This window comes from Neopusillimonas aromaticivorans, from assembly GCF_030344915.1.
Lineage (GTDB): Bacteria > Pseudomonadota > Gammaproteobacteria > Burkholderiales > Burkholderiaceae_B > Neopusillimonas > Neopusillimonas aromaticivorans.
The window spans coordinates 332949-359229 of the sequence record NZ_CP128233.1; the positions used below are offsets into that span (position 1 = coordinate 332949).

General features: G+C 56.2%; 12 protein-coding genes and 12 pseudogenes. 9 read left to right on the forward strand and 15 right to left on the reverse strand.

Translation table 11 applies throughout. The features are described from left to right. The first annotated feature begins 302 nt into the window (after positions 1–302). Positions 303–2604: pseudogene (locus tag N7E01_RS01660) on the forward strand (NADP-dependent malic enzyme). A gap of 344 nt (positions 2605–2948) precedes the next feature. On the opposite strand, the gene gltA reads toward N7E01_RS01660, so the two are convergent. The 8 genes and pseudogenes from gltA to N7E01_RS01695 all read right to left on the reverse strand — a co-directional run bounded on the left by gltA (position 2949) and on the right by N7E01_RS01695 (position 8694). After that, a complete protein-coding gene (gene gltA / locus N7E01_RS01665; protein WP_289174317.1) occupies positions 2949–4247 on the reverse strand; it encodes a citrate synthase in 1299 nt (432 codons plus the stop codon). Positions 4248–4264: 17 nt separating this feature from the next. After that, positions 4265–4525, reverse strand: a complete 261-nt coding sequence (locus N7E01_RS01670) for an FAD assembly factor SdhE (protein ID WP_289174319.1) — start codon at positions 4523–4525, stop codon at positions 4265–4267. Positions 4526–4530: 5 nt separating this feature from the next. Beyond that, positions 4531–5247, reverse strand: coding sequence for a succinate dehydrogenase iron-sulfur subunit (locus N7E01_RS01675; protein WP_289174321.1), 717 nt, complete (start codon positions 5245–5247; stop codon positions 4531–4533). A gap of 12 nt (positions 5248–5259) precedes the next feature. Beyond that, positions 5260–5628, reverse strand: a complete 369-nt coding sequence (locus N7E01_RS18220; RefSeq protein WP_350494990.1) for a hypothetical protein — start codon at positions 5626–5628, stop codon at positions 5260–5262. A gap of 246 nt (positions 5629–5874) precedes the next feature. Further along, positions 5875–6965: pseudogene (locus N7E01_RS18225) on the reverse strand (FAD-binding protein); the annotation flags it as partial. A gap of 75 nt (positions 6966–7040) precedes the next feature. Then, the gene (gene sdhD / locus N7E01_RS01685) at positions 7041–7424 is read right to left on the reverse strand and encodes a succinate dehydrogenase, hydrophobic membrane anchor protein (RefSeq protein ID WP_289174323.1); all 384 of its coding nucleotides are present in this window, start codon (positions 7422–7424) and stop codon (positions 7041–7043) included. Beyond that, positions 7424–7836, reverse strand: a pseudogene (gene sdhC, locus N7E01_RS01690) (succinate dehydrogenase, cytochrome b556 subunit). Before sdhC ends, sdhD begins: the two are co-directional and overlap by 1 nt. Before the next feature lie 91 nt (positions 7837–7927). Beyond that, positions 7928–8694, reverse strand: a pseudogene (locus N7E01_RS01695) (GntR family transcriptional regulator). A gap of 188 nt (positions 8695–8882) precedes the next feature. Between N7E01_RS01695 and N7E01_RS01700 the strand changes: the two are divergent. The 6 genes and pseudogenes from N7E01_RS01700 (at position 8883) to efp (ending at position 15722) form a co-directional block, all read left to right on the forward strand. Beyond that, on the forward strand, positions 8883–9869 hold the full coding sequence (locus N7E01_RS01700; RefSeq protein WP_289174325.1) for a malate dehydrogenase: 987 nt from the start codon (positions 8883–8885) through the stop codon (positions 9867–9869). Positions 9870–10035: 166 nt separating this feature from the next. Further along, a pseudogene (gene acnB, locus N7E01_RS01705) lies at positions 10036–12618 on the forward strand (bifunctional aconitate hydratase 2/2-methylisocitrate dehydratase). Positions 12619–12775: 157 nt separating this feature from the next. Then, positions 12776–13875, forward strand: a pseudogene (locus N7E01_RS01710) (DUF2863 family protein). A 111-nt stretch (positions 13876–13986) separates the two neighbouring features. Beyond that, positions 13987–14598 (forward strand): elongation factor P maturation arginine rhamnosyltransferase EarP, encoded by a 612-nt coding sequence (earP, locus tag N7E01_RS01715; protein ID WP_289174327.1) that lies wholly within the window; start codon positions 13987–13989, stop codon positions 14596–14598. An 8-nt stretch (positions 14599–14606) separates the two neighbouring features. Next, positions 14607–15092 carry an elongation factor P maturation arginine rhamnosyltransferase EarP gene (gene earP / locus N7E01_RS01720; RefSeq protein ID WP_289174329.1) on the forward strand — a complete coding sequence of 162 codons (486 nt, stop codon included), beginning with the start codon at positions 14607–14609 and terminating at the stop codon, positions 15090–15092. A gap of 72 nt (positions 15093–15164) precedes the next feature. Beyond that, positions 15165–15722: an elongation factor P gene (gene efp / locus N7E01_RS01725; protein WP_289174331.1), complete on the forward strand. Its 558-nt coding sequence runs from the start codon at positions 15165–15167 to the stop codon at positions 15720–15722. A 159-nt stretch (positions 15723–15881) separates the two neighbouring features. On the opposite strand, the gene N7E01_RS01730 is transcribed toward efp, so the two are convergent. The 5 genes and pseudogenes from N7E01_RS01730 to N7E01_RS01750 all read right to left on the reverse strand — a co-directional run bounded on the left by N7E01_RS01730 (position 15882) and on the right by N7E01_RS01750 (position 22835). Next, a complete protein-coding gene (locus N7E01_RS01730) occupies positions 15882–16391 on the reverse strand; it encodes a DUF1178 family protein (RefSeq protein WP_289174333.1) in 510 nt (169 codons plus the stop codon). 23 nt (positions 16392–16414) lie between these two features. Beyond that, a pseudogene (locus N7E01_RS01735) lies at positions 16415–18152 on the reverse strand (ABC transporter ATP-binding protein). A 29-nt stretch (positions 18153–18181) separates the two neighbouring features. Further along, positions 18182–19616: pseudogene (locus N7E01_RS01740) on the reverse strand (ABC transporter permease). Between the two features lie 4 nt (positions 19617–19620). Then, positions 19621–20595: pseudogene (locus tag N7E01_RS01745) on the reverse strand (ABC transporter permease). Then, positions 20592–22835, reverse strand: a pseudogene (locus N7E01_RS01750) (ABC transporter substrate-binding protein). The pseudogenes N7E01_RS01745 and N7E01_RS01750 overlap by 4 nt, the downstream one beginning before the upstream one ends. A gap of 71 nt (positions 22836–22906) precedes the next feature. On the opposite strand from N7E01_RS01750, the gene N7E01_RS01755 reads away from it, so the two are divergent. Further along, positions 22907–23281 carry a DUF423 domain-containing protein gene (locus tag N7E01_RS01755; RefSeq protein ID WP_289174335.1) on the forward strand — a complete coding sequence of 125 codons (375 nt, stop codon included), beginning with the start codon at positions 22907–22909 and terminating at the stop codon, positions 23279–23281. A 159-nt stretch (positions 23282–23440) separates the two neighbouring features. Beyond that, positions 23441–24467, forward strand: a pseudogene (locus tag N7E01_RS01760) (adenosine deaminase). A gap of 174 nt (positions 24468–24641) precedes the next feature. Here the strand turns inward: N7E01_RS01760 and N7E01_RS18230 are convergent. Together N7E01_RS18230 and N7E01_RS18235 are read right to left on the reverse strand one after the other, a co-directional pair. Beyond that, the gene (locus N7E01_RS18230; protein WP_350494991.1) at positions 24642–25118 is read right to left on the reverse strand and encodes an STAS domain-containing protein; all 477 of its coding nucleotides are present in this window, start codon (positions 25116–25118) and stop codon (positions 24642–24644) included. After that, a pseudogene (locus N7E01_RS18235) lies at positions 25107–26259 on the reverse strand (SulP family inorganic anion transporter); the annotation flags it as partial. The gene N7E01_RS18230 and the pseudogene N7E01_RS18235, both read right to left, overlap by 12 nt. Positions 26260–26281 lie beyond the last annotated feature (22 nt).

Genomic DNA, 26281 nt, shown 5'->3' on the forward strand with positions numbered 1-26281 from the left:
CCTTACCGAGTGCTTCACTCGTTTGATGCAGGGGAACACCTTCCGCGACACGGCCAGACCGGTTAGCGGATAGCGGGGGCAGAAGGCAACAGTACGACGCCTTGGGTAGCCGTATTGAAGTTAGTATAACCACAAACAAATGGGAATGTAACGGGCGCAACTGAAACCCCCGGCTTTTGAAATCCCGACGTTGATTTTTACTGACACATGGCCAAAAACCGGTGTCCCGGGGTGCAGATCTGCGACGAATAGTGTATTTTCTACGTTTACTTTCTTTGCATAACTCTCAGGAGCAGTACCTTATGGACGCCAAGGCGGACCTCTCAAAAATGGCCCTCGATTACCATGCCTTCCCCACCCCGGGGAAAATCTCGGTAACACCAACAAAAACACTGGCCAATCAAGATGACTTGTCTCTGGCATATTCGCCCGGCGTAGCCGTGGCCAGCATGGCGATCTACGAAGGGGTGAGGATGCTGCCGCCAAGTACACATCGCGTTCAAATCTTGTTGGCGTGATCACCAACGGCACCGCTGTACTGGGTTTGGGTAATATCGGCCCCTGGCCGCCAAACCTGTCATGGAAGGCAAAGGCTGCCTGTTCAAGAAATTTGCCGGTATCGACGTGTTCGATATCGAACTGAACGAGCTCGACCCCGACAAGCTGGTTGACATCATCGCCGCGCTGGAACCGACCCTGGGCGGGATCAATCTTGAAGATATCAAGGCGCCCGAGTGCTTCTACATCGAGAAGAAGCTGCGTGAGCGCATGAAGATTCCGGTTTTCCACGACGACCAGCACGGCACCGCCATTATTTCATCAGCGGCCATCCTGAACGGCCTGAAAGTTGTAGGCAAGAAACTCGACGAGGTCAAGCTGGTGTGTTCGGGTGCCGGCGCCGCGGCCATCGCCTGCCTGAACCTGCTCGTCAGCCTGGGCATCCCGCGCAAGAACATTTTTGTTGTTGATTCTCGCGGCGTTATCTGGGAAGGCCGTGATGCCAACATGGAACCCACCAAAGCCGAATACGCACAAAAAACCGACGCACGGACGCTGGCTGATGTCTGTAAAGGTGCTGACGTTTTCCTGGGTTGCTCGGCGCCCGGCGTACTGACTGCCGACATGGTCAAGAGCATGGCTGACAAGCCTCTTATTCTGGCCCTGGCCAACCCCGAACCCGAAATCCGTCCGGAAGTCGCGAAAGCCGCTCGCCCCGACTGCATCATTGCAACTGGCCGTTCCGACTATCCGAATCAGGTCAACAATGTCCTGTGCTTCCCGTTCATTTTCCGGGGTGCCATGGACGTCGGCGCAACGGTCATCAACGAAGAAATGAAACTGGCCTGCGTCAAGGCGATTGCCGAACTGGCCGAAGCCGAACAAAACGACGAAGTCGCCATGGCCTATGCCGGACAAGATTTGTCATTCGGCCCCGATTACATTATTCCTAAACCGTTCGATCCACGCCTGATCATCAAGATCGCTCCGGCAGTCGCCGAAGCGGCCGTTGCGTCGGGCGTAGCCACCCGTCCCATTGAAGATATCGAAGCCTATCGCCAGCGTCTGATGGGGCTGGTTTATCACACGGGCCAGCTCATGCGGCCTTTGTTCCTTCAGGCAAAAAGCGCGCCCAAACGGGTCATTTATGCCGATGGCGAAGACGAACGCGTCCTTCGTGCCGTCCAAACCGTCGTTGATGAAAATATCGCCAAGCCGATTCTTATCGGACGTCCGGCTGTCATCAACATGCGCATCCAGAAGTTCGGTCTGCGCCTGGTACCCGGTCAGAATATCGAATTGGTCAATCCGGAAGACGACGAACGCTTCAACGAAACCTGGAACGGCTATTACAAGCTTCAGGGTCGTAACGGCGTCACTCCCGAAATTGCCAAGGCAATGGTACGCAAACACAACACGCTGATCGGCGCCATGCTGCTGCAGCGTGGCGATGCCGACGCCCTCATTTGTGGCATTGCCAGCAAGTTCGATAACCAGCTCAAGTATGTGGATGAAGTCATTGGCCTGAAAGAAGGGGTTAAAACCTACGCAGCCATGAATGTACTCATGCTGCCCGACCAGACCCTGTTTATTTGCGATACGCACGTCAATGAAAACCCCAGTGCTGAAGAAATTGCCGAAATGACGATTCAGGCTGCTGACGAAATCTTGCGTTTTGGCGTGGTCCCTAAAGTCGCTCTGCTTTCCCACTCAAACTTTGGCAGCCGGGTTACCGAGTCATCGCGCAAAATGGCGCTTGCACGTGAACTGTTGAACGAACGTGCACCGCAGCTCGAGGTCGAAGGCGAGATGCATGCCGACGCTGCATTGTCAGAAAAAATCCGCTTGCGCGCCTACCCTGATTCACGGTTGAAAGGGCCGGCAAACCTGCTGATCATGCCAAACCTTGATACCGGCAATATCACCTACAACATGCTCAAAATGACGGGCAGTAACGGGGTATCGCTGGGCCCGGTCTTGCTGGGTGCCGCCCGCCCGGTGCACATCCTGACCACATCAGCAACGGTACGCCGTATCGTCAACATGACTGCACTGGCTGTGGTTGATGCGCAGCAGGAAGCACAGCAAAAGGCCATGAACCCGTAACCCGTAAGGACTTTGTGGGGCTGGCAAACCCCACAGGTTGGCGCGCGGCGAAGGCCGCGACGCTAACCGAAAGAAGGTTGTCAGTTCCATTTTTTTCAGGCTACGGCAACACACAAAAACTTCTGTCACGTTTCCATTTTGGCCTGATTTTTTGCGTCGCCAAAACAAAAAGCCCGCTTTTCAAGCGGGCTTTTTGTTTTGAAGCTGACGGGCATGATGTTGAACTACATAGTGTGCAGCAAGTAACTTTAACAGCATTCCTGCACCTTCTCACCCGCCCGAAGGCAACTTGCCGCAACGCCTCGAACCCAAGAGCTCAAGGCGTGCGGAACACAAACCACCATTTACGCCTTGACGTCGCGAACCACAGAACCTGTGTACAACTGACGCGGACGACCGATCTTGTATTCAGGGTCGGAAATCATTTCGTCCCACTGCGAAATCCAGCCAACCGTACGGGCCAATGCAAAAATACCGGTGAACAACGGTGTCGGGATGCCAATGGCACGCTGAACGATACCCGAGTAGAAGTCAACGTTCGGGTACAGTTTACGATCAACAAAATACTGGTCTTCAAGCGCAATACGCTCGAGTTCCATGGCCAGCTTGAACAGCGGATCATTTTCAAGACCCAGTGCAGACAGAACTTCTTTGCAGGTTTCCTGCATCAGCTTGGCGCGAGGGTCATAATTCTTGTAAACGCGGTGACCAAAACCCATCAGGCGTACGCCCGATGTCTTGTCTTTGACCTGTTCCATGAACTCGCCAACTTTGGCCACACCGCCGTTCGCCTGAATGCTTTCAAGCATCTGCAGACAAGCCTCATTCGCGCCACCGTGTGCAGGACCCCACAGGCAGGCAATACCTGCCGAAATGGCAGCAAACGGGTTGGTACCTGACGAACCGCACAAACGAACAGTGGATGTCGACGCGTTCTGCTCGTGATCTGCGTGCAAGATAAAGATACGGTCAAGCGCACGTTCAACGACGTCATTGACCTTGTAGTCTTCGCAAGGGTTAGCGAACATCATGCGCATGAAATTACCCGTGTACGACAAGTCGTTACGCGGATAGATATACGGCTGACCCAGCGAGTATTTGTAAACCATTGCCACCAGTGTCGGCATTTTCGCAATGAGACGAATGGCCGACAAGCGACGATGTTCGGCATTGGTGATGTCGGTAGCATCGTGGTAGAACGCAGACAACGCACCTACTGCTGCTGTCAACATGGCCATCGGGTGCGCGTCACGGCTGAAACCACTGATAAACGTGGCCAGCTGCTCATGCACCATCGTGTGGTTGGTGACTTCGTTGTCAAATTTTGCCTTTTCCTGGGCATTGGGCAATTCACCGTTCAGGATCAGGTAGCAGACATCAAGGAAGTCGTTGTTCTGGGCCAACTGGTCAATAGGATACCCGCGGTAGAGCAACTGCCCTTTGTCGCCATCAATGTAGGTAATGCCCGATTCGCACGAAGCCGTGGACAGGAAGCCCGGGTCATACGTGAACATGCCGGTTTGACCATACAGTTTACGAATATCGATGACGTCAGGGCCAATGGAACCCTTGTACACCGGAAATTCTACCGATGCGCTGCCGTCCGAGAACGATAGCGTTGCTTTTTTATCTGACAGTTGCATCTTTTATCCTCAAAAATTTACAGCGCCCGCATCTGTTCGACCAGGCGCTGGATCTGGGGCGTATCGTACACCCCTTCCAGACCTTTCCGGCCCAACAAAACATCGAGCAATTCGTTGTCGCCCATTTCAAAAAGTTGCGTAAGGGCAACAACATCAGTATCGGTAAGTTGGGTTTCGTAATGATCCAGAAAATTGGTGATGATCAGATCATTTTCCAACAGACCACGGCGAGCCCGCCAACGCAGGCGGGCTCGCTCAAGTTCGGTGAGTGTGCTCATGGCACTTAAATACTGCGCCGAACCAGCAGTTCTTTGATTTTGCCGATAGCCATGGACGGATTCAGTCCTTTAGGACAGACATCCGTACAGTTCATGATGGTATGGCAACGGAACAGGCGATAAGGGTCTTCGAGATTGTCGAGACGTTCGGTCGTTGCCTGATCGCGTGAGTCGGCGATGAAGCGATAGGCCTGCAACAAGCCGGCCGGACCGACAAACTTGTCGGGGTTCCACCAGAACGAGGGGCAAGACGTCGAACAGCACGCACACAGGATGCATTCGTAGAGGCCATCGATTTCTTCGCGGGCTTCAGGCGACTGCAAACGCTCGCGTTCGGGCGGCGGCGTATCGTTAATAAGGAACGGCTTGACCGAGTGATACTGATTAAAGAACTGGGTCATGTCGACGATCAGGTCGCGAACTACCGGCAGACCTGGAAGTGGACGCAGCACGATAGGCTGGGACAACTCGCGCAGGTTGGTGGTACATGCCAGGCCATTCTTGCCGTTAATGTTCATGGCATCAGAGCCACACACACCTTCACGGCACGAACGACGGATGGCAAGGCTGTCATCCACATCGTTTTTGATGCGAACCAGCGCATCAAGCAACATTTTGTCAGTTGGCTGAAGCTCGACTTCAAGCTTCTGCATGTACGGACGCTCGTCCTTGTCAGGATCGTAGCGGTAGATTTCAAACTTGACGATACGTTTTTGGCTCATTTCAGTTCCTGCTTAGAAGGTCCGTGCTTTGGGTGGGAAGCTGTCGACTGTCAACGGTTTCATTTGAACCGGTTTATAGTCGAGACGGCCGCCTTCTGAATACCAGAGTGTGTGGCGCAACCAGTTTTCATCGTCGCGCTCGGGGTGGTCATCGAGAGCGTGAGCACCACGGCTTTCGGTACGGTTTGCCGCCGATTTGATGGTTGCACGCGCAACTTCAATCATGTTGGACAATTCAAGCGCTTCGATACGGGCCGTATTGAACACCTTTGACTTGTCTTTGAAGTAGATTTCGTCGACTTGAGGCGTCAGGCTATCGATAGCATCAACACCTTTGTTCAACAATTCGAGTGTACGGAATACACCGCAGTGTGTCTGCATGGCGGTACGAATGGCATTACCCACTTCTTGCGCCTTGACACCCGATGTACGGCTTTCGAGTTTGTTGACACGGTCGAGCGAATAATCGAGCGACTCTTGGGGCAAAGGCTGATGCGATGTCTGACGATCGAGGTTTTGATCGACGATGTGCTTGCCAGCAGCGCGCCCGAAAACGATAAGGTCGAGCAGCGAGTTCGTACCCAGACGATTGGCACCGTGCACCGATACCGCAGCACATTCACCGATGGCGTACAGGCCATTGACGACCTTGGTCTCGCCGTTTTTGAAGTCAACGACCTGACCATGGTAGTTTGCCGGAATACCGCCCATCTGGTAGTGAATGGTGGGCACAACGGGAATGGGCTCTTTGATGGGGTCAACGTTACCAAACTTGATCGCAATTTCACGAATGGACGGCAAACGCTTGTTGATGACGTCGGCGCCCAGGTGGTCAAGCTTGAGCAGCACGTGATCGCCATTGGGACCGCAACCGCGGCCTTCCTTGATTTCCTGGTCCATCGAGCGCGAAACGAAGTCGCGGGGGCCAGGTCTTTGAGTGTAGGCGCGTAACGCTCCATAAAGCGTTCGCCGTCTTTGTTCAGCAAGATACCACCTTCGCCACGAACACCTTCGGTGATCAGAACGCCGGCACCGGCAACACCGGTGGGGTGGAACTGCCAGAACTCCATGTCTTGCAAGGCAATGCCTGCACGCGCAGCCATACCCAGACCATCGCCGGTATTGATAAACGCATTGGTTGAGGCAGCCCAGATACGACCTGCACCACCGGTAGCCAGCACCGTGGTCTTGGCTTCGAAGATGTAGATCTCACCCGTTTCCATTTCGAGTGCTGTAACGCCAACTACGTCGCCGTCATCGTTGCGCAACAGGTCGAGCGCCATCCACTCGACAAAGAACTGTGTGCGCGAGGCAACGTTACGCTGGTAAAGCGTGTGCAGCATGGCGTGACCGGTACGGTCTGCGGCCGCACAGGCTCGCTGAACGGGTTTTTCACCGAAATTGGCCGTATGACCGCCGAACGGACGCTGATAAATAGTACCGTCAGGGTTACGGTCGAATGGCATGCCGAAGTGTTCAAGCTCGTATACGGCGGCCGGTGCCTCGCGGCACATGAATTCGATAGCGTCCTGGTCACCGAGCCAGTCGGAACCCTTGACGGTATCGTACATGTGCCAGTACCAGTTATCTTCGCTCATGTTACCCAATGCAGCACTGACGCCACCTTGAGCGGCCACAGTGTGCGAACGGGTTGGGAACACTTTTGACAGGACGGCAACCGACAAGCCCGCCTGCGCCAGTTGCAGAGAGCAACGCATGCCGGCACCGCCGGCGCCTACGACCACAACGTCAAACTTGCGGCGAGGTAAGGAATTTTTGACAGCAGCCACGGCTTATAAACTCCAGAGAACTTTAGCGAAATAAACAATTGAACCAACAAGCCACAGCACGGTCAGTACTTGCAGGAGCAAACGAATGCCTGCCGGCTTGACGTAGTCCATCCAGATGTCACGCACACCGATCCAGGCGTGCCAGGCCAGCGAGAAGAACGCCAGGGTGGCCAACAACTGACCAACGGGCACGACACCGATACGGAATGTGAAGAGGTTTTGCCAGCCTTCAAAGCTCATGCCCGATGTGAACAGCACACCGAAAAACAAAACCAGGGTGTAGATCGCCATAATGACGGCGGTACAGCGCTGAACGATGAAATCGAAAGTGCCGTAATGCGCACCAACGACAATACGCTTGGTGCCAACGCGTTCTTGAATAGCCATTACCAAACCCCAAACAATTTAAGACCAAAAACCAGCGTGAGCGCGAGGCTTACCCCGAAGACCAGGCCTGCACTTTTCTGGGCTGAAACCTTATCCATACCGATATGCAGATCAAGAATCAGGTAACGAATACCCGCACAGAAGTGGTGCAGATAACCCCAGACCAGAACCAGCAAGACCAGCTTGCAAAGCGGATTGGAAACCCAGCCCGCAATTGAGGCATATGTTTCAGGCGACGTTACGCTAAGTGCGAACAACGGCACGATTACGAGCGGAAGACACAAAAGAGCAATGCACCACTGACGCGGTGCAGAATTGACGATTTCCCTGCCAAGGGAAGACGGTAGCTCAGGATCTGCGGAACGCTGATATTGCGAAACTGCGGACGCGGCTTGGAAGCTGAATCGGACATGATGGCCTCGAGGTTAACAAACAAATAATTGCAAAACGCTATCGGTATTTTCGCCGATTTCGGCGAAAGGGATCAAATCAGGTCAAAAAACCTAGTTCAATGAATTCCTGTAATGAAAACGACTGGTGAGATACAAACCGCGCCGCAACTCCATGGGGCGATCACCATACGTGAACGACACCCGCTCGACCTGCAGCAAAGGGCTGGCCGCGTCGATTTTGAGCAACTCTGCCTGGGAGGGTGTCGCGGCAACCGCCTTGATTTTTCCTCAGCCCTGACCATGCTGACACCATATTCTGACTCGAAAAGGGCATACAGCGGGCCTTTATAACGGGTCAGGGATTCTGTGGTCAGCCCCTTGAACACCGAGCCGGGCAGCCAAATGTCATCAAGGATGGTGGGCTCGTTGTCGAACGACAGCAGACGACGCACATTGACCACCGCATCAGACCCTGGAAGATCGAGCAACCGCGCAACGTCGATGGGCGCCTTGACACGCCGGCAATCGATAAGCTGGCTGCTGGACACGGTGGAATGACCATCATCGGGCGCAAGACGCAAAAACCGGAAACGAACCTTCGCCTCGTGGTGGGTAGCCACAAAAGTGCCCTTGCCCTGCCGGCGAATCAGCAAGTTATCAGCGGCCAGCTCATCTATGGCCTTGCGTACCGTACCCTGACTGACATTAAACCGCGCTGCCAGTTCGAATTCGCTGGGAATGACCTCACCCGGTTTCCATTCGCCACGATCAAGACTCTGCAGCAGCAGCCCTTTGATCTGTTGATACAACGGGCTGTACGCCGCGCCGGTAACGGCACGATCAGGTTCAGCAGGCGTATCGGCAGCAGCACTGGACATTACAGGCGAAGGAATTCCGGTTTACAAAACGCTCGACATTCTCGCATGGTTCGCGCCGAATGTCTAACACTCTTCTGTCTTATATAAGATATAAGATGTTTGACTACCGCTGCAATTTCCTCTAACCTTCAAACCCATTAAAATCGTGATTTAGTGTCTTCTTTTTCACCCTCACCGGAGATTTGTTCATGTCCAAACCCGCCATGCGTGTCGCCGTCACCGGCGCTGCCGGTCAAATTGGTTACGCCCTGCTGTTCCGCATCGCCTCGGGCGAAATGCTGGGCAAAGACCAGCCAGTCATCCTTCAGTTGCTTGAAATCCCTGACGAAAAAGCTCAAAAGGCGCTTAAAGGCGTCATGATGGAACTGGATGACTGCGCTTTCCCGCTGCTCCAGGGCATGACCGCTCATAGTGACCCACGCGAAGCCTTCAAAGATGTCGACGTGGCACTGCTGGTAGGTTCGCGTCCGCGCGGCCCCGGCATGGAACGCAAAGACCTTCTGAAAGTCAACGCGGAAATCTTCAAGGTTCAGGGTAAAGCACTGAACGACGTTGCAAGCCGCAACGTCAAGGTACTGGTTGTCGGCAACCCCGCCAACACCAACGCCTACATTGCCATGAAATCGGCCCCCGATCTGCCAGCCAAGAACTTCACCGCCATGTTGCGCCTTGACCACAACCGTGCGTTGTCGCAACTGGCAGCAAAATCGGGCAAAAAAGTCGCTGATATTGAAAACCTTATCGTATGGGGCAACCACTCGCCCACAATGTACCCCGATATCCGTTTTGCCACAGCCAACGGCGACAAACTCGCCCAGGTCATCAACGACGACGCATGGAACCGCGATACCTTCATCCCCACCGTGGGCAAGCGTGGTGCCGCCATCATCGAAGCCCGCGGCCTGTCATCAGCAGCATCCGCAGCCAACGCGGCCATTGACCACATCCGTGACTGGGTTCTGGGCTCGAACGGCAAATGGGTCACCATGGGTATTCCTTCCGACGGTTCCTATGGCATCCCCGAAGGCATTGTTTACGGCTTCCCCGTCACGACACAAAACGGCGAATACACCCTCGTTCAAGGTCTTGAAATCGACGCCTTCTCGCGCGAACGCATGGACAACACTCTGAACGAATTGCTCGAAGAGCGCGACGGCGTCAAAGACCTGCTGTAAGTCGCTTGTTGCCAAACCGGTCAAACCATCCACCGGGGACAAATCCCGGTCAGACGGGGTTTGTCCCCGTTCGTTTTACCGGTCGCAATAAAAAGCAGCCCCGCGTCGCGATCCGGCGCCCGGGCTGCATTTGAATTTTTCCAACCCTACACAAAGGGCACGTCACATGCTGGATACATACCGCCAACACGTTGCCGAGCGCGCTGCGCTGGGCATCCCCCGCTTCCCCTGTCGGCTCAGCAAACCGCTGAACTGATCGAACTGCTCAAGAACCCGCCTGCCGGCGAAGAAGCCTTCCTGGTCGATCTCATCACCCACCGCGTTCCTGCCGGCGTTGACGACGCCGCAAAAGTCAAGGCATCGTACCTGGCTGCTGTGGCGTTCGGCACCGAAAAATGCCCCTGATCAGCGCAGAAAAGGCCACCGAGTTGCTCGGCACCATGCTGGGCGGCTACAACATTCACCCTCTGGTCGAACTGCTTGACAATAACGCCCTTGCTTCTGTTGCCGCCGAAGGCCTGAAGCACACCCTGCTGATGTTTGACGCGTTCCACGACGTTCAGGAAAAAGCAGAAAAAGGCAATGCATTTGCCAAGGAAATCATGCAAAGCTGGGCTGACGCTGAATGGTTCACCAGCAAGCCTGAAGTTCCCGAAAGCATGACCGTTACAGTATTCAAGGTAACCGGTGAAACCAATACCGACGACCTGTCGCCTGCACCCGATGCCTGGAGTCGTCCCGACATCCCTCTGCACGCGTTGGCCATGCTCAAGAACCCGCGTCCCGGTATCGAGCCTGACGAGCCCGGCAAGGTTGGCCCGGTCAAGTTCCTGGAAAGCCTGAAAGAAAAAGGCCACCAGATCGCCTACGTCGGTGACGTCGTTGGCACGGGTTCGTCCCGCAAATCGGCAACCAATTCAGTATTGTGGTTCACCGGCCAGGACATCCCCTTCGTACCCAACAAACGCTTTGGTGGCGTGTGTCTTGGCAGCAAAATTGCCCCGATCTTCTACAACACGATGGAAGACGCCGGTGCCCTGCCTATTGAACTGGACGTTTCCCAGATGGAAACCGGCGACGTGATCGAGCTTCGCCCCTATGACGGCAAAGCCCTGAAAAATGGTCAGGTCATTGCCGAATTCCAGGTCAAATCAGATGTTCTGTTCGACGAAGTTCGTGCTGGTGGGCGTATCCCCTGATTATCGGCCGGGGCCTGACCGCCAAAGCCCGTGAAGCTCTGGGGCTGCCCGCATCCACGCTGTTCCGTCTGCCACAAACACCTGCCGATTCCGGCAAGGGTTTCACGCTGGCCCAGAAGATGGTGGGTCGTGCCTGTGGTTTGCCTGAAGGTCGCGGCATCCGTCCGGGTACCTACTGCGAACCCAAAATGACTTCGGTCGGCAGCCAGGACACCACTGGCCCCATGACTCGCGACGAACTCAAAGACCTGGCCTGCCTGGGCTTCTCGGCCGATCTGGTCATGCAGTCGTTCTGTCACACGGCCGCCTACCCGAAACCCGTCGACGTCAAGACACACCACGAACTGCCCGAATTCATCAGCACCCGCGGTGGTATTTCGTTGCGCCCGGCCGACGGCATCATCCACTCGTGGCTGAATCGCATGTTGCTGCCTGACACCGTCGGTACCGGTGGCGACTCGCATACCCGCTTCCCCATCGGCATCAGCTTCCCTGCAGGCTCAGGCCTGGTGGCTTTTGCTGCCGCCACCGGCGTCATGCCGCTGGACATGCCCGAGTCGGTTCTGGTTCGCTTCAAGGGCAAAATGCAGCCTGGCGTTACCTTGCGCGATCTGGTCAATGCAATCCCCTTGTACGCGATCAAGCAAGGTCTTCTGACCGTTGAGAAAAAAGGCAAGAAGAACATTTTCTCGGGCCGTATTCTTGAAATTGAAGGCTTGCCCGACCTGAAGATTGAACAGGCTTTCGAACTGACTGACGCCTCGGCAGAGCGCTCGGCTGCTGCATGTACCGTTCGCCTGAACAAAGAACCCATCATCGAATACATCAACAGCAACATCACCATGCTGAAGTGGATGATTGCCAACGGTTACCAAGACCAGCGTACCATCGCCCGTCGCATCAAGGCGATGGAAGCCTGGCTGGCCAACCCGCAGCTGCTTGAGCCCGATGCCGACGCTGAATACGCAGCGGTCATCGATATTGACCTGTCCGAGATCACTGAGCCTATCGTTGCCTGCCCGAACGATCCGGATGATGTCAAAACCATGTCTGAAGTTGCCGGCACCCCGATCGACGAAGTGTTTATCGGCAGCTGCATGACCAACATCGGTCACTTCCGTGCGGCGTCCAAACTGCTTGAAAACAAGCGTGACATTCCTGTACGCCTGTGGGTGGCTCCGCCCACCAAGATGGACCAGCAGCAACTGACTGAAGAAGGCCACTACGGCGTTCTGGGTTCGGCCGGTGCGCGCATGGAAATGCCGGGTTGTTCACTGTGCATGGGTAACCAGGCACAGGTTCGCGAAGGTGCAACCGTCATGTCGACCAGCACCCGTAACTTCCCCAACCGCCTGGGCAAGAACACCAACGTGTTCCTGGGCTCAGCCGAACTGGCGGCTATTTGCTCGCGCCTCGGTCGCATTCCGACCAAGGAAGAGTATCTGGCCGATATGGGTATTCTGGACAAAAACAGCAGCGACATTTATCGCTACATGAACTTTGACCAGATCGAAGACTTCCAGAAGGTCGCTGACACGGTCAAGCTGTAACCTGACCGGTCGTTAAGCCGATCCCCCGCGCAGCATTGCGCGGGGGATTTTTATTTGCCGCTCGCGGTACACTAGCGTTCTCTGAATTTTGTATTGCACCATGTCCATTTCGTTAAAACCCGGCGCAGGTCGCCTGCCTGCCGATGCCCGTCGGCTTATGGCGCTTACCGAGGCTCTGGCCCTTTCAGGCAGCCGCGTCGAAGATATCTATTGGGAAAACCAGATTACCGCCGTGCTGAACAAGCTGCTCAAGGGCAAGGCCAACCGGCATATCGAATCGGCCCTTGAAGCCTTGGTACCCGAGCGAATGGCCGCGTATGAGATCCTGGTTGAAATGGCCGAAACCTGTTCTGAATCAGCCCTGTTATCTATCGGCGAACAGGACTACGACGTGCTGTTGTTCTCGGCTCCCCTGCTGGTCTGGACCCGCTATCAGTTGCCCTTGCCTTCAGTCATGAGTGCCAAAGATGCCGATACAATTACAAAAGCACTGCACGACTGCGTACTGGCCCCTGATGTCAAGCTTGCGCTTTTGCCAGAAATCGTCAGCTTCGAGCAAATGCCTCAAACGTTCCAGGAAACGGCACGACTGACCCAGCAACTGGGCCAAAAGGCACTGGGAAAAAGGCTTCTGCACCCGAAATCCGGCCCATGACCAACACCGAAGGCATGCTGGCCGATGCCCGCTTTATCGTTGGCGCCGTGGCTGTCCCCAAAGGCCAGCCTGTATTCTGCTGGCAGACCACCGGCGAAGACGTTGTCGCCGAACGCCAGGCCTGTCTGCAGAAATGGCAAGCGGCCATAACCACAGTCGTACAAAACCGTTATACCGCTTGTGCTGTTGACTATCTTCAGCCCGATGCCTACTACGTCAACAGCCGCGAGGCCGATCGCCGGATCCGCCCGCTCGCTCTGAAGTCGGCCGTTATCTGGCTCCAGAATGCCGCCAACCTCAGGGGGCCTGAACTTCAGGCCGCCATCATAGGCTGCGGTGAATCGGTGGTTGAAGAATATCGGGTCGGGTTCACGACACGGCACAGCAACCAGGTGATTTACGGTTGCGTCTGGCCCATCCTTAGCAAAGAAGAAGCCGCAAGTACACAAGGTGACCCGCAGCAGCTCAGTATCCCTGAAGAAATCGCGGCTCATCTGGCCGAAGTCGGCATCAACGACGTCAAGCAAATTGCCGGTCTTGGTACAACCGAAATCTGCGAAGACTGCGGCGCACCTTTTTCCCGAATGCGCAAGGTGAAATGATGCATCCCGAGCTTCCCGAAGAAACAGACCTGGAGCCTCGGCATTTCCATTGACCCCTGCTGCTTCGCGCGCCTGCGGCGAGCGAAGCGGTAACTACAGTCGGTCCAGCGCATGCGTTTCGATATTTTTTGTCGTGTAATCGATAACTTCGGTGATATTGGCGTGTGCTGGCGACTGGCCCGGCACCTGACCGCTCGGTCACCGCAGCATCACATCACCCTCTGGGTCGATGACATTGGACGCTTCCAGTCTATCGAACCTGCCGTCAAACATCAGGCGGTTCAATCACTGACTCCGTCCATCACCCTGGTGCATTGGACCCCCGATGTGTCGATGCGTGAACCGGGTGACGTTGTCATTGAGGCCTTCAGTTGCGACCCTCCTCCCGCCTTCGTACGTGCCATGGCGGCGCGCAACAGCCTATGGATAAATCTTGAGTATCTGAGCGCCGAATCGTGGGTGGAAGGTTGCCATGGGTTACCGTCGCTACAGCCTGACAGCCTGAGGAAATTCTTTTACTTCCCCGGGTTCACGACACGGACGGGCGGGCTGTTGCGCGAAGACGGTTTGCTGCAAAAACGCAACCGCTGGTTGCAGCAACCTGCCAAACGCTGGGAACTGCTAAGGCATTTAGGCGTGCCTGGCAGCGCCATTGAGTCTTTGCAAACTACAGGCCGTCTGGCTTTCCTTTTGGTTATCCAAGCGCCCCTGTACACGCCCTGATCAACGCATTGGCTGAATCACAAACGCACTGGGTACTCCTTATCCCGGAAGGTCTTTATCCCGAAGTCCAATCACCTGCCGATACGGCCCTGCAGGCCGTCCGCATTCCTTTTGTAACGCAAGACGATTTCGACACGATTCTCTGGAGCAGCGACCTTAATTTCGTGCGTGGGGAAGATTCTGTCATCAGGGCGTTATGGGCAGGCAAGCCGTTGGTCTGGCAAATTTACGAACAAGAAGAACGCGCCCACATCATTAAACTGCGTGCCTGGCTGGCATCCAGCCCCTACCCCGAAAGTGTGCACTCGCTGATGCTGAACTGGAACACCGGACAAACCGGAGCCGCGCAAAGCAGCCTGGCCAACCTGATTGACGGCCCTGCCTGGGAACCATGGAAAACCTCAGCGATGGATTGGGCTGAACAACTGGCCAACCAACCGGCCTTGGCCGCCAGCCTGGAAGCTTTTTGCGCGAAAAATTGGCAAACACGCTAAAATAGCGGGCTTTGTATCAACGCTTTGGCCTGGCAGGGTAACCCAAGCGAAAATTTCCCCGGAGTTTATCTGATGAAAACCGCACAAGAATTGCGCGTAGGTAACGTCGTCATGGTTAGTGGCGAGCCGCTGGTTGTCCAGAAGGCTGAATATAACAAGTCGGGTCGTAACTCGGCCGTAGTAAAGCTCAAGTTCAAGAACCTGTTGTCGGGTTCGGGCAGCGAGTCGGTTTCCAAGGCCGACGAAAAGTTCGATATCGTCATTCTCGACAAAAAAGAGTGCACTTATTCGTATTTCGCCGACCCCATGTATGTTTTCATGGACCAGGAATACAACCAGTACGAAGTTGAAGCCGACAGCATGGGCGATTCGCTTGACTACCTGGAAGAAGGCATGACCGTCGAAGTCGTCTTCTACGATGGCCGCGCCATCTCGGTAGAACTTCCCACCATCATCGTACGTGAAATCACGTACACCGAGCCCGCTGTCAAGGGCGATACTTCGGGTAAAGTCCTGAAGCCCGCAAAGATCAATACGGGCAAAGAAATCGCCGTACCGCTGTTCTGCAATCTGGGTGACAAAATCGAAATCGACACCCGTACTGGCGAGTACCGCAGCCGCGTCATGTAATGAAGCAGATATGCCGGCGTCAGTATGACGCCGTCGACACAACCGTTATGCAAGCGGTTATTGGCAACAAAAAAGCCCCGCATGGGGCTTTTTTGTTGCCAATCGAACCTGTTTTCCGGGCCCGGACCGCAGATAGCAGGCGTATTGATGAATAGCAAATTACTGCATGCGGTCATCGTCAAGGTAATCGGGTATCGGCAATATGGTAACCCCTTCTTCAGCCAGCGTTTCACGCTCTTCGGGCGTAGCGGTACCCCGAATGGCACGCTCGGTGGTTTCGCCATGATGCATGCGCAAGGCTTCTTCAGCGAAGCGGGGGCCGACATTTTCGGTGTTGCGCACGATCTCGCGTACCTTATGCATGATCTGGGCCTGTAACTGGGCCAACTGCTCGGTAGCCGGCGCCGCCAACTGCCGGTCTTGGGACACCCCAGTTGCTGGCAAGGACGCCGACACAGCCGACGGCTGGACTTCGGACACCGGCAGATTACGGGAACGGCTACGACTGATACGCGAAGCCGTCAGCTTTTTGGCCACGTTCTGGCTGTTGCATACCGGACACGACAACAAGCCACGCGACAGCTGCGACTCGTAGTTGTCATCAGAACTGAACCATCCTTCAAAAACGTGGCCCAGTTCACATTGAAGATCGAATACTTTTAATGCCATAGATTCGGATTATAAGCTGGCCCTCAAAGGCGCGGCACGGCTTCCAGCAAACGACGGGTTTGCTCGTGAGCAGGCGCTTGCAGAATTTGTGCGGTCTCACCCATTTCGACAATACGCCCCCCTGCATGATCGCGATCCGGTCAGAGAGATACTCGACCACACCAAAATTGTGTGTAATGAACAAATACGCCATATTGAACTCAGCCTGAAGCTCTTGCAGCAACTGGGTGATTTGCGCCTGTACCGACACATCGAGGGCTGATGTCGGCTCATCGCACACCAATACGCGGGGTTCAACCGCCAACGCCCGCGCAATGGCAATGCGCTGGCGTTGGCCGCCTGAAAACTCGTGAGGGTAGCGTCTGACGGTATCGGCCGGTAAACCGACCCGATCGAGCAAGTGTCGTACGCGCCCCGTACGGGTGGCCCTGGACTGATGCGGATGCAGCGCCGCAATCCCTTCATCAAGGATGTCGCCCACCAGCATGCGCGGGTCAAGCGAAGCGAACGGATCCTGGAACACGATCTGCAAACGACGACGCAGCGCCTTCAGGGCGGCACCTTTTGCATCAAGCAACGAATCTTCCCCAGCAATGCCCTGCCTTCGACAAGGGCCGTTTTGTCGAGCAATCGCAGCAACGCCTTGGCCGTCGTGGTCTTGCCGCAACCGGACTCTCCCAGCAGGGCCAGCGTTTCCCCTGCGTGCAAATCGAAGGACAAGTCATCGACCACCCGCTGTTGCGCAATCACACGACGCAGCAGCCCTGCGCGTTGGGGATAACTGACGCGCAAGTTCCGGACCGACAGCACAGGTACCTGCCCCGTAAGCGCAAAGGGCTTCACAAAACCTGACGCCTGCTCGCGAGCAGCACCCGTGCCGGCACGGCCTGACACAGACTCGACAATGACATCCGGCCTGGTGGTATCCGGGTTATGTACGCCCGACACCAGCGACTGACCCCGCTTTTCAAACGATGGAATCGCGGCCAGCAACGCCCGCGCGTACGGATGCCGAGGCGACGCGAAAAATTCGTCGACGAGCCGGGTTTCAAGAATCTGTCCATCCTTCATCAAGGCGACCTGATCCGCAACCTGACGCACCACAGCAAGATCGTGCGTGATCAGTAAAATTGCCAGCCCCATTTCCTTCTGGATTTCCGACAATAAGGCCAGGATCTGCCCTTGCACGGTGACATCAAGCGCCGTCGTGGGCTCATCGGCGATCAGGACGTCGGGCTCGGCGGCCAACGCAATCGCAATCATGATGCGCTGCTTCTGCCCGCCCGAAAACTGGAAGGGAAAATCGTTGAATCGACGCGATGCCTCGGGAATGCCCACCCGCGTCATCCAGAGCACGGCGCGCTCGCGGGCCTGCCGCTCCCTGAACGGCGTATGGGCCTCGAGCGTTTCGACAATCTGCTGCCCCACCGTCATGACCGGATTCAGACTGGTGGAGGGCTCTTGAAAAACCATGGCCATACGCCCGCCACGAACCTTTCGCATGGACGCTTCAGGCAGGCGGTTCAGATCCTGATGACCCAGCCAAACCTGACCGGCGGCAATGTGACCGGCTTCGGGTAACAACCGCAACAGGGCCAAAGCGGTCATGCTTTTGCCGCAGCCGGACTCACCCACCAAAGCAAAGGTCTCGCCCCGGCGAATAGACAACCCCAATTGCTGAACAGCGTCACGGGTGCCCTGATCGGTCTGCAGACGAACCGTCAAGCCCTCGACAGTCAAGGCGCCCTCATCAACGGTCAAATCACCTTCCCTGGTTGCAGATGAAAACGTCATGACGACACCCCACCAGGCGCTGGACGCAAACGCCGCATACGCGGATCAAAGGCCTGCTGCACCGCGTCGGCAAACAGGTTCGCCGACAAGACCAGTGCAAGCATGAACGCAAAAGCCGTCGCCAGATTCCACCAGATCATGGGGTCACGCGACATTTCCAGCCGTGATGCATCAATCATGGTGCCGAAGGACGCCATGCTGGGATCAACCCCGATACCCAGATAGGACAACACGGCCTCATACAATACCAGCCCCGAAAACTGCAGCACCATGGTGATCAGGACAATGTGCATGACATTGGGCAACAGATGACGCACCATGATGCGCCAATGGCCCACACCAAATGCCCGCGCGGCCTGAACATACTCAAGCTCACGCAGCTTGAGAGTTTCAGCACGCAACAAACGACACAAACCGGCCCAGCCTGTGAGCCCAAGGATCAGGCACAACAAAAACAGACGCAGATCAGCACGAGCCGCAACCGTCGGGAAGGCATCAGGGTGCGTGTCGATATACACCTGCATCATCAACACGCACGCGGCAATCAGCAAAACACCGGGGATTGAGGTCAGCGTCGTGTAAATATACTGAATGACGTCATCGACACGCCCCTTGAAATAGCCCGCCGAAATGCCAAACAACAAGGCCGGCGGCAGCATGGCCAAAGTCGTCAAGGTGCCAATGACCATGGCGGTGCGAATGCTCTTCAAGGCCTGACGCAGCACATCGTTGCCGGTGCGATCCGTGCCCAGCACATGGTAATCGGCTGCCAGCGCCAGCATCACCGCCGTAACCACCAGCACGGCCGACGCTGTCAACCACATGGCTCGCCAGGGCAAGCCACTGCACCCTGACCACCAATGCGAAAATGCACCACGAAAACTGTCAGCCCTGCGTCGATGGAACGCGCTGAGTAACGCGGCCAGAAACACCGACAGAGACAGCCCGATACCCAGGCCTTTCAGGGCCCGACTCACCAGATCTGCCTGGTGGCCCGAGTCATCCGAAAGCCGTTTGCCCGCATGGGCCAGTCGCGGGAAGTTTCGCACGGCCTGCCCTTCGACCAGCAACGTCTCTTTGGTGAATTGATGCAATGCCAGGGTGCCGAATACGTTTTTCGGCTTGCCCCATACGGGTCAACGACATCAGGTCATCAAGCGCAGAGCGCACCACCGGGGAATACACCACCTCTGGTGAAGGTGCATCGGCAACCGCCGGCAGTACCGGTCGGTAATGGATGGAATCAAGCACGGCAACCACGACAAACAGCATCAAGATGACTGCCGAGCACATGGCCGCCGTGGACTGCCCGACACTGCGCCAAGTGGCCCGCAAAGCCGCGCTGCGGCAGACACGCCAGCCGTAAGCCACCAACGCCACCACCAGCCCGAAAATGAAGACATCCGTCCATAAGAAAACAAATTGAGGCATGGCGTTACTCGAAACGAACCCGGGGTCAACCAGGGTGTAAGAAATATCAGCCAGCAGGAGCCCCACGATGTAAAGCGCCGAACCCAGGAACACCATCGCCCGAACCACCGAAAAATCCTGCGCATTGATGGCGTCTATCGTGTAACTGCCCAGACCCGGTATACCGAAAAAGGATTCCGCAATGAGACTACCCATGAACAGCAAAGGAATAGCCGAGACAGTACCGGTCAAGATCGGCAACGACGCATTACGCAGGACGTGGCGAAACAGCACAACGCGTTCCGACAAGCCCTTGGCCCGCGCCGTGCGCACATAATCTTTACCGATTTCCTCAAGAAACAGCGTACGGTAAAAACGGGCCTCGCTACCCAGCCCGGAAATCACGGCCACCAGTACCGGCAAAATCAAAAACCGCAGGCTGTCCCAGCCATCGATGAACCCGGAATATGGCACCCAGCGCAGCACTTTGGCAAACAGCCATTGCCCGGCGATAATGTAAAACAGCCCCGAAATCGACAGCATGAGCACGCAGAGCACGACCCCGGCGAAATCTAGCCGGGTCGCCCTGAAGAACACCAGCAGCAACGCGAACGACACACTGGCCAGCAGACCCAGAACAAAACTGGGCAAGGCCAGGGCAAGACTGGGGCCCATGCGTTGCCTGATCTCATAGCTAATGTCGCGCCCGGCATCAGAAAAACCAAAATCAAACCGGAGCAACGGCACTGATCGTTCGTAAAAAATGGTGTCCATCAACGCCGCAGCACCCGGTTGTGCACCGTTGTAAAACAAAGGCTTGTCATACCCGCGGTCGGCTTTCCACTTTTCAATGGCTTCAGTGTCGACGCGCTGACCGCCAATGGCCAAACGGGCCATGTCATCGGGGGTATTGACTGCAAAAAAGCACGAACGTCAGGATATTGACACCCACCAGCACGGCTACGCCGTAAAACAGACGCCGGATAATATAGGCCGTCATGGCGTGTCCCCCAGCGCAGTCTTGCGCTCGCGGCGTTGCACTACACACCACGCCGGGTATATCGCCACCACCACCAGCCCCAGCAGCACCCACAACGGCCACCAGAGCGGCGTATTCCATAGGGCGACGCTATGGGCCCGCTGCTGCGGGTCGATTTTCAGATATTGCAAGGTGTTGCGTACCATTTGTGTCGGCTGGGCATTGCCCACCCAGGCCTGATATGCCCCCGGAATACGGATAAAACCCGAACATCCAGGGGATGTCGTGTTGGACAATGTCAATCATTTCACGCACCACCTGCTCTTTTTCGGAGCCTTCATCAAGAAACCGCATTTTTCTGAACAGGGCATCGTAATGAGGGTTCTGGTAGTTGGACGCGTTCTCGCCCCCGGTTTTGGCCTTGGCGTTTTCACCGTACAAAAGGAACAGGAAATTCTCGGCATCGGGGTAATCAGCGATCCAGCCCCACATGAACATCTGGGCCACGCCCTGCCGCATTTTGTCCTGAAAGCGGTTGTAATCAGTAGCACGTATTTCCAGCTCGACATTCAAGGCTTTGAGCTGGCGACGCATCCAGTCCAGGGTCGGGCTCGAACCCAACCCGCCAGCCGAGTCAAAATGAAGGATCAGGGGTTCACCTGTATTGGCATGACGACCATCAGGGTAACCGGCCTCAGCCAGCAAGCGTCGTGCTTCATCAAGCGAACGACGCACGGCACGGCCGTCTTCCCACCGATAAACCTGGTGATTCAAGCCCTGCGGCAACGGCTCGTAACCCGCGACCCCCGGCGGCAACGGGCCCTGTGCAACCTGGGCCTGATCGTTCAGGAAGATTGACACAAACTGTTCCCAGTTGAAGGCGATGCTGATGGCCTGTCGCAACTTGCGATTTTTTCCTGCTGCTCAGGCGTATCCCCATGACCAACCACAGGATCGAGCCAGTTGAAACCCAGATAGGTAATTTGCGCCGCAGTCGACGTCAGCAATTGCAAGCCACGATCCGCATAAAGCTCGGCTTTTTCTGCCGAATCGGTGGCGGCGACACGCATGGCGACCCCGTAATCACCGCCATCAGCCTCGGGAATGTCGTAATACCCCTGCAAAAACTTGCCCATCAGCGGTACGCTTTCTTTTCAAGGGCAAACTCAATACGATCAATGAACGGCGTCATTTTGCCGCAGTCTGCCAGCAACCCTTTGGCCTGATCGTCAGGCGTACCTTCACACGGATAGGGTTCACCACGGAAGTTCGGGTTGCGGGCCATGACATGACGCCGGTTCTGGATGGACTCGACCATCATGTAAGCCCCTGTGCCTACGGGCCAGGTATTCAGTGACAGATTGCGCTGGGCCATGCCCGGTTGCTGATAGAACCGGTCAGCTTCCCAAGGCACCGGGGCAGTGAACGTCATGGCCAGCCAATAGCGGAACTGCGGATACTTACCATTGACACGAATTCTGAGGGTGTGGTCATCCAGCGCCTGCACACCGTCAAACGCATGATCGCGCAAATCCAGCCACGCCGGTAGGCCCTGACTGGCTGCCGGGCCGGCGCCTGCATGTGCAAGACCAGCGCCAGCGTCTGCAAGACCCGACGTTGCGCTTTTCAGCTCGGCATCAACCTGCTTGAGCCGTTCAGCATACTCGCGCAGGCCCTGGATATGTGACGACAGTACACCAAACGCCGGGGACACCACACGCGGGCTGGCCAGCCGACGAATCGCGTACACATAGTCGTGAGCCGTGAGGGCGCGCGTGCCGGTCTGGGGAAAGTCAGGAATGGCATAACGGTTCTCAAGGCCGTCTGGCGGCAGCGGCCAATAGGTGTAACTGCCGTCTGGGTTGCGTGCAAATGCCGGATGCGGCTGAAACAGGATGCCCGGCTTGATGCGGATGTCATACACGCTGTAGGCAATGTCTTCACCGGAAGCATCGTCGGGTAACGGCTGATCATTGCGGCCAAAATACACCGGGGGCCACTTCCTGCGCCGCGCGGGGCACCAGCGCATAGGGACGTTTCAGGTAATGATACCCGTACAACGGCTCGTAGATGGAATAGGTGAACGGCGACTCGTCACTGGAATAGGAACTGGCCGGATCGAGATACTTGGGCGATCGCTGGGCGAAGGCCGTGTGCAAGACATTTTGCGCCATACTCTGATCGGGATAGGGGCTGTTCACGGGTTCCCGGAACAGCCAGCCAGCACCACAGCACCAGCCGCCACCAATCGCCTGGCCCAGCGCCTGAACACGCCACGGTACCCGGGCGTACCCGACCCGGTTAAGATATTGCCCATCTCTGGAGAAGAACCATGAATGACCGTCATTTCGTAGTAATTGCCGCACTGACCCTGATGGTTGGCGTTGGTGCCGGCGCGTTTGGCGCTCACGGCCTGAAAGCCATGTTATCGACTGATATGCTGGCCATATGGCAGACTGCCGTACTTTATCAGATGATTCATGGACTGGGCATCCTGGGCATTGCCGCTTTACTGGGGCACCGGTCCGACACCCGGCTGGTGACGGCCGGTCTGCTGATGTTTGCCGGCATTGTGATTTTCAGCGGCAGCCTTTATATACTGGCGTTAACCGGCATTCGTAGCCTGGGTGCCATCACCCCCATTGGCGGGGTTGCCTTCATTGCGGGATGGGCCGTTCTGGCATGGGCCGCGTGGCGTACGCGCTGAACTTCAGGGCATCGCCGCCAACACGGCGAAGAGCATCCCCGGTCACAGAATACGAACCGATAGCGAGCCCCCACACGGCCCCTTCTGTAAACAATCACCCCGTTCCGGAGTGTCCTGACGGCACCTCAGGAACACCGACAAGAACAAGGAGCACACCCCATGAATCCTGTTGTGAATCTCGATGACTACATCAAAGCATTGCCCAAAACCGAATTGCACGTACACATCGAAGGCACGCTTGAGCCCGAACTGATTTTTGAACTGGCCCAACGCAACAACGTCAGCCTGCCCTATGCGTCGGTACAGGCGCTGCGCGAGGCCTACGCCTTTACCAACCTGCAATCCTTCCTGGACCTTTACTACGCCGGTGCCAGCGTCCTGATTACCGAGCAAGACTTTTACGATATGACCATGGCCTACCTGCAGCGTGCCCACGCCGACGGTGTCTGCCATGCCGAAATCATGTTCGACCCGCAAACCCATACCGAGCGGGGCATTGCCATTGAAACCGTTTTTTCCGGCATTGCACGTGCTGTGCGTGACATGCAGGCCCGAACCGGCCTCACCAGCTACCTGCTCATGAGTTTTTTGCGGCACTTGTCTGAAGAGGCTGCATTTGAAACGCTGAACGCCGCCCTGCCCTTGCGCGAGGCCTACGACGACATCTGGGTAGGCATCGGCCTGGACTCCTCCGAACTCGGGAACCCCCTGAAAAATTTGCCCGGGTTTTTGAGCGCTGCCGCGAACTGGGCTTCCGTCTGGTGGCGCACGCCGGCGAAGAAGGCCCCGCACACTACGTACGTGACGCCCTTGACGTGCTGCACGCCGAGCGCATCGACCACGGCGTGCGCAGCGCCGACGACCCGGCACTGGTACAACGCCTGATTGAGGAACAGATTCCACTGACGGTCTGCCCGCTGTCAAACCTTAAACTGTGCGTGGTTGACGACCTGGCCAAACACAATCTGGCCGACTTTTACGCCAGGGCGTTCTGGTCACCATCAATGCCGACGACCCCGCCTATTTTGGCGGGTATGTCGCCGACAACTACCTGGCGGTGGCCAAGGCCCTGAAACTGTCACGCAACGAACTGGCCCAACTGGCCGACAACAGCATCATTGCCTCGTTCCTGCCCATCGGGCGCAAGGCCGCGCTACGCGCCCGGGTTCGGGCCATCGCGCAATAGGGATGACGGGGCAGCCCCTGCCGTCATTCCGGGGGCTTCGTCCCAGTCAAGCCACTGAACGGGGTTCTCATCCAGATACCCGTTGACTGCACTGGCCTATGGTCGGAAAGAAATGGTCTTGTTCAAACTGGGATAACACCCCCAGTTCTTTCAATTCGTCTTTAACCGGGTCTTTCATTTCGGCAAACGCCAACACCACACCATCGGTATCCAGCCTTTTTTAAGCTCCAGCAAAGCATCGGCCGCCGTGACATCAACGCTGGTTACCGGCTCTGCGGCCACGACAATCCAGCGTGTCGGCGTTGGCGCCCCATGCACAGCGTCCAGAATCCGGTTGGAAAACAACTCGGCATTGGCAAAAAACAGCGGCGCATCCCAGCGGAACAACACCAGACCAGGAATACGACGCCCATGCGGGTAACGGGTAATGTCGTGATACCCCTTCAAGCCGTCGACCCTGGACAGAATGGCCGAGTACGGACGCCAGCTTTCCCACACAAAAGCGATCAGGGCAACCACTACCGCCAACCCGATGCCCTCGATGGTGCCAAACACGATGACACCGGCCGAACACCCTACCGACAGCCAGAACTCGGCCTGGCGCATGCGATAAATACGCACCAGGCTTTTGAGATCCATCAGACCCACCATTGACGCAATGACAACGGCGGCCAGCACGGTATCGGGCAGGCTCTTGAGCAATTCGGGCCCGAAGACCAGCAAAAACAGCACCGCAATCGCACCCACCACACAGGCTAATTGGGTTTTCGCCCCGGCCGCGTCGGCCACTGGCGTTCGTGATGCGCTGCTGCTGATCGGAAAGCCCTGAAAAAGCCGGTTGCGAGATTGGCCGCCCCGAGCGCAATCATTTCTTTGTCCGGATTAACCGGATCGCCGGTTTTCATGGCATATGTACGCGACAAAACGCTGGTTTCAGAAAATGCCAACACTGCCGCCACCGCGCCCCCAATGACAACCTGTACCACATCTGACAGGGGATGACCGGTAAAGTGAACGCCGGAAACCCTTGGGGCAGCACACCCAACACGGCCACCCCGAAACGGTCAAGCTCAAAATAACCGACGGCCAGTGTCGTGAGCACTACGGCGACCAGAATGCCGGAAACACGGCGGTTAGAACGCATCAACGCAATAATCGCCAGGGCCGCAACGCCAATGGCCAAGGTTGGCCAATGCGTCTTGCCCTGCGCCAGCCCCTGCAAGAACCCAATGAATTTTTCGATAATGCTGTCACCCTCAACCTTGAAACCAAACAGTTTGGGCGCCTGACTGATCATCACGACCAGGGCAATGCCGTTCATGTACCCATAACGAATTGGTTTGGACAGCAAATCGGTAATAAAACCCAGTTTGACAAAGCCTGCCAGCAATGACGCGATACCCGCTGCAATCGACATGGCCCCCGCAAGCAATACGGCCTTGGCAGGATCGCCGCCCGACAACGGCACAACCACAGCGAAGATAACCGCCGCCAGCGCCGAGTCGGGTCCGAGCACCAGAATACGACTGGGACCAAACAGGGCATAAGCAAACAACGGAATAACCGTGGCATACAACCCGTAGACACCTGGCAGGCCCGCCGCCACCGAATACGCAATACCCACAGGAACCAGAATCGTGACCAACACAAGGCCGGCCACAATATCGTCTTTCAACCATTGGGGGTTGTAATGCCGCAAGGTATGAAGACCCGGCATCCAGTACTCAAGGCCCGATGAACAAGAGGCCTGTTGCGCAGGCAACCCCTGCCTGGAATCTGTCTGTTCAGTCATTTTTATCCTTATTCTTTTACCC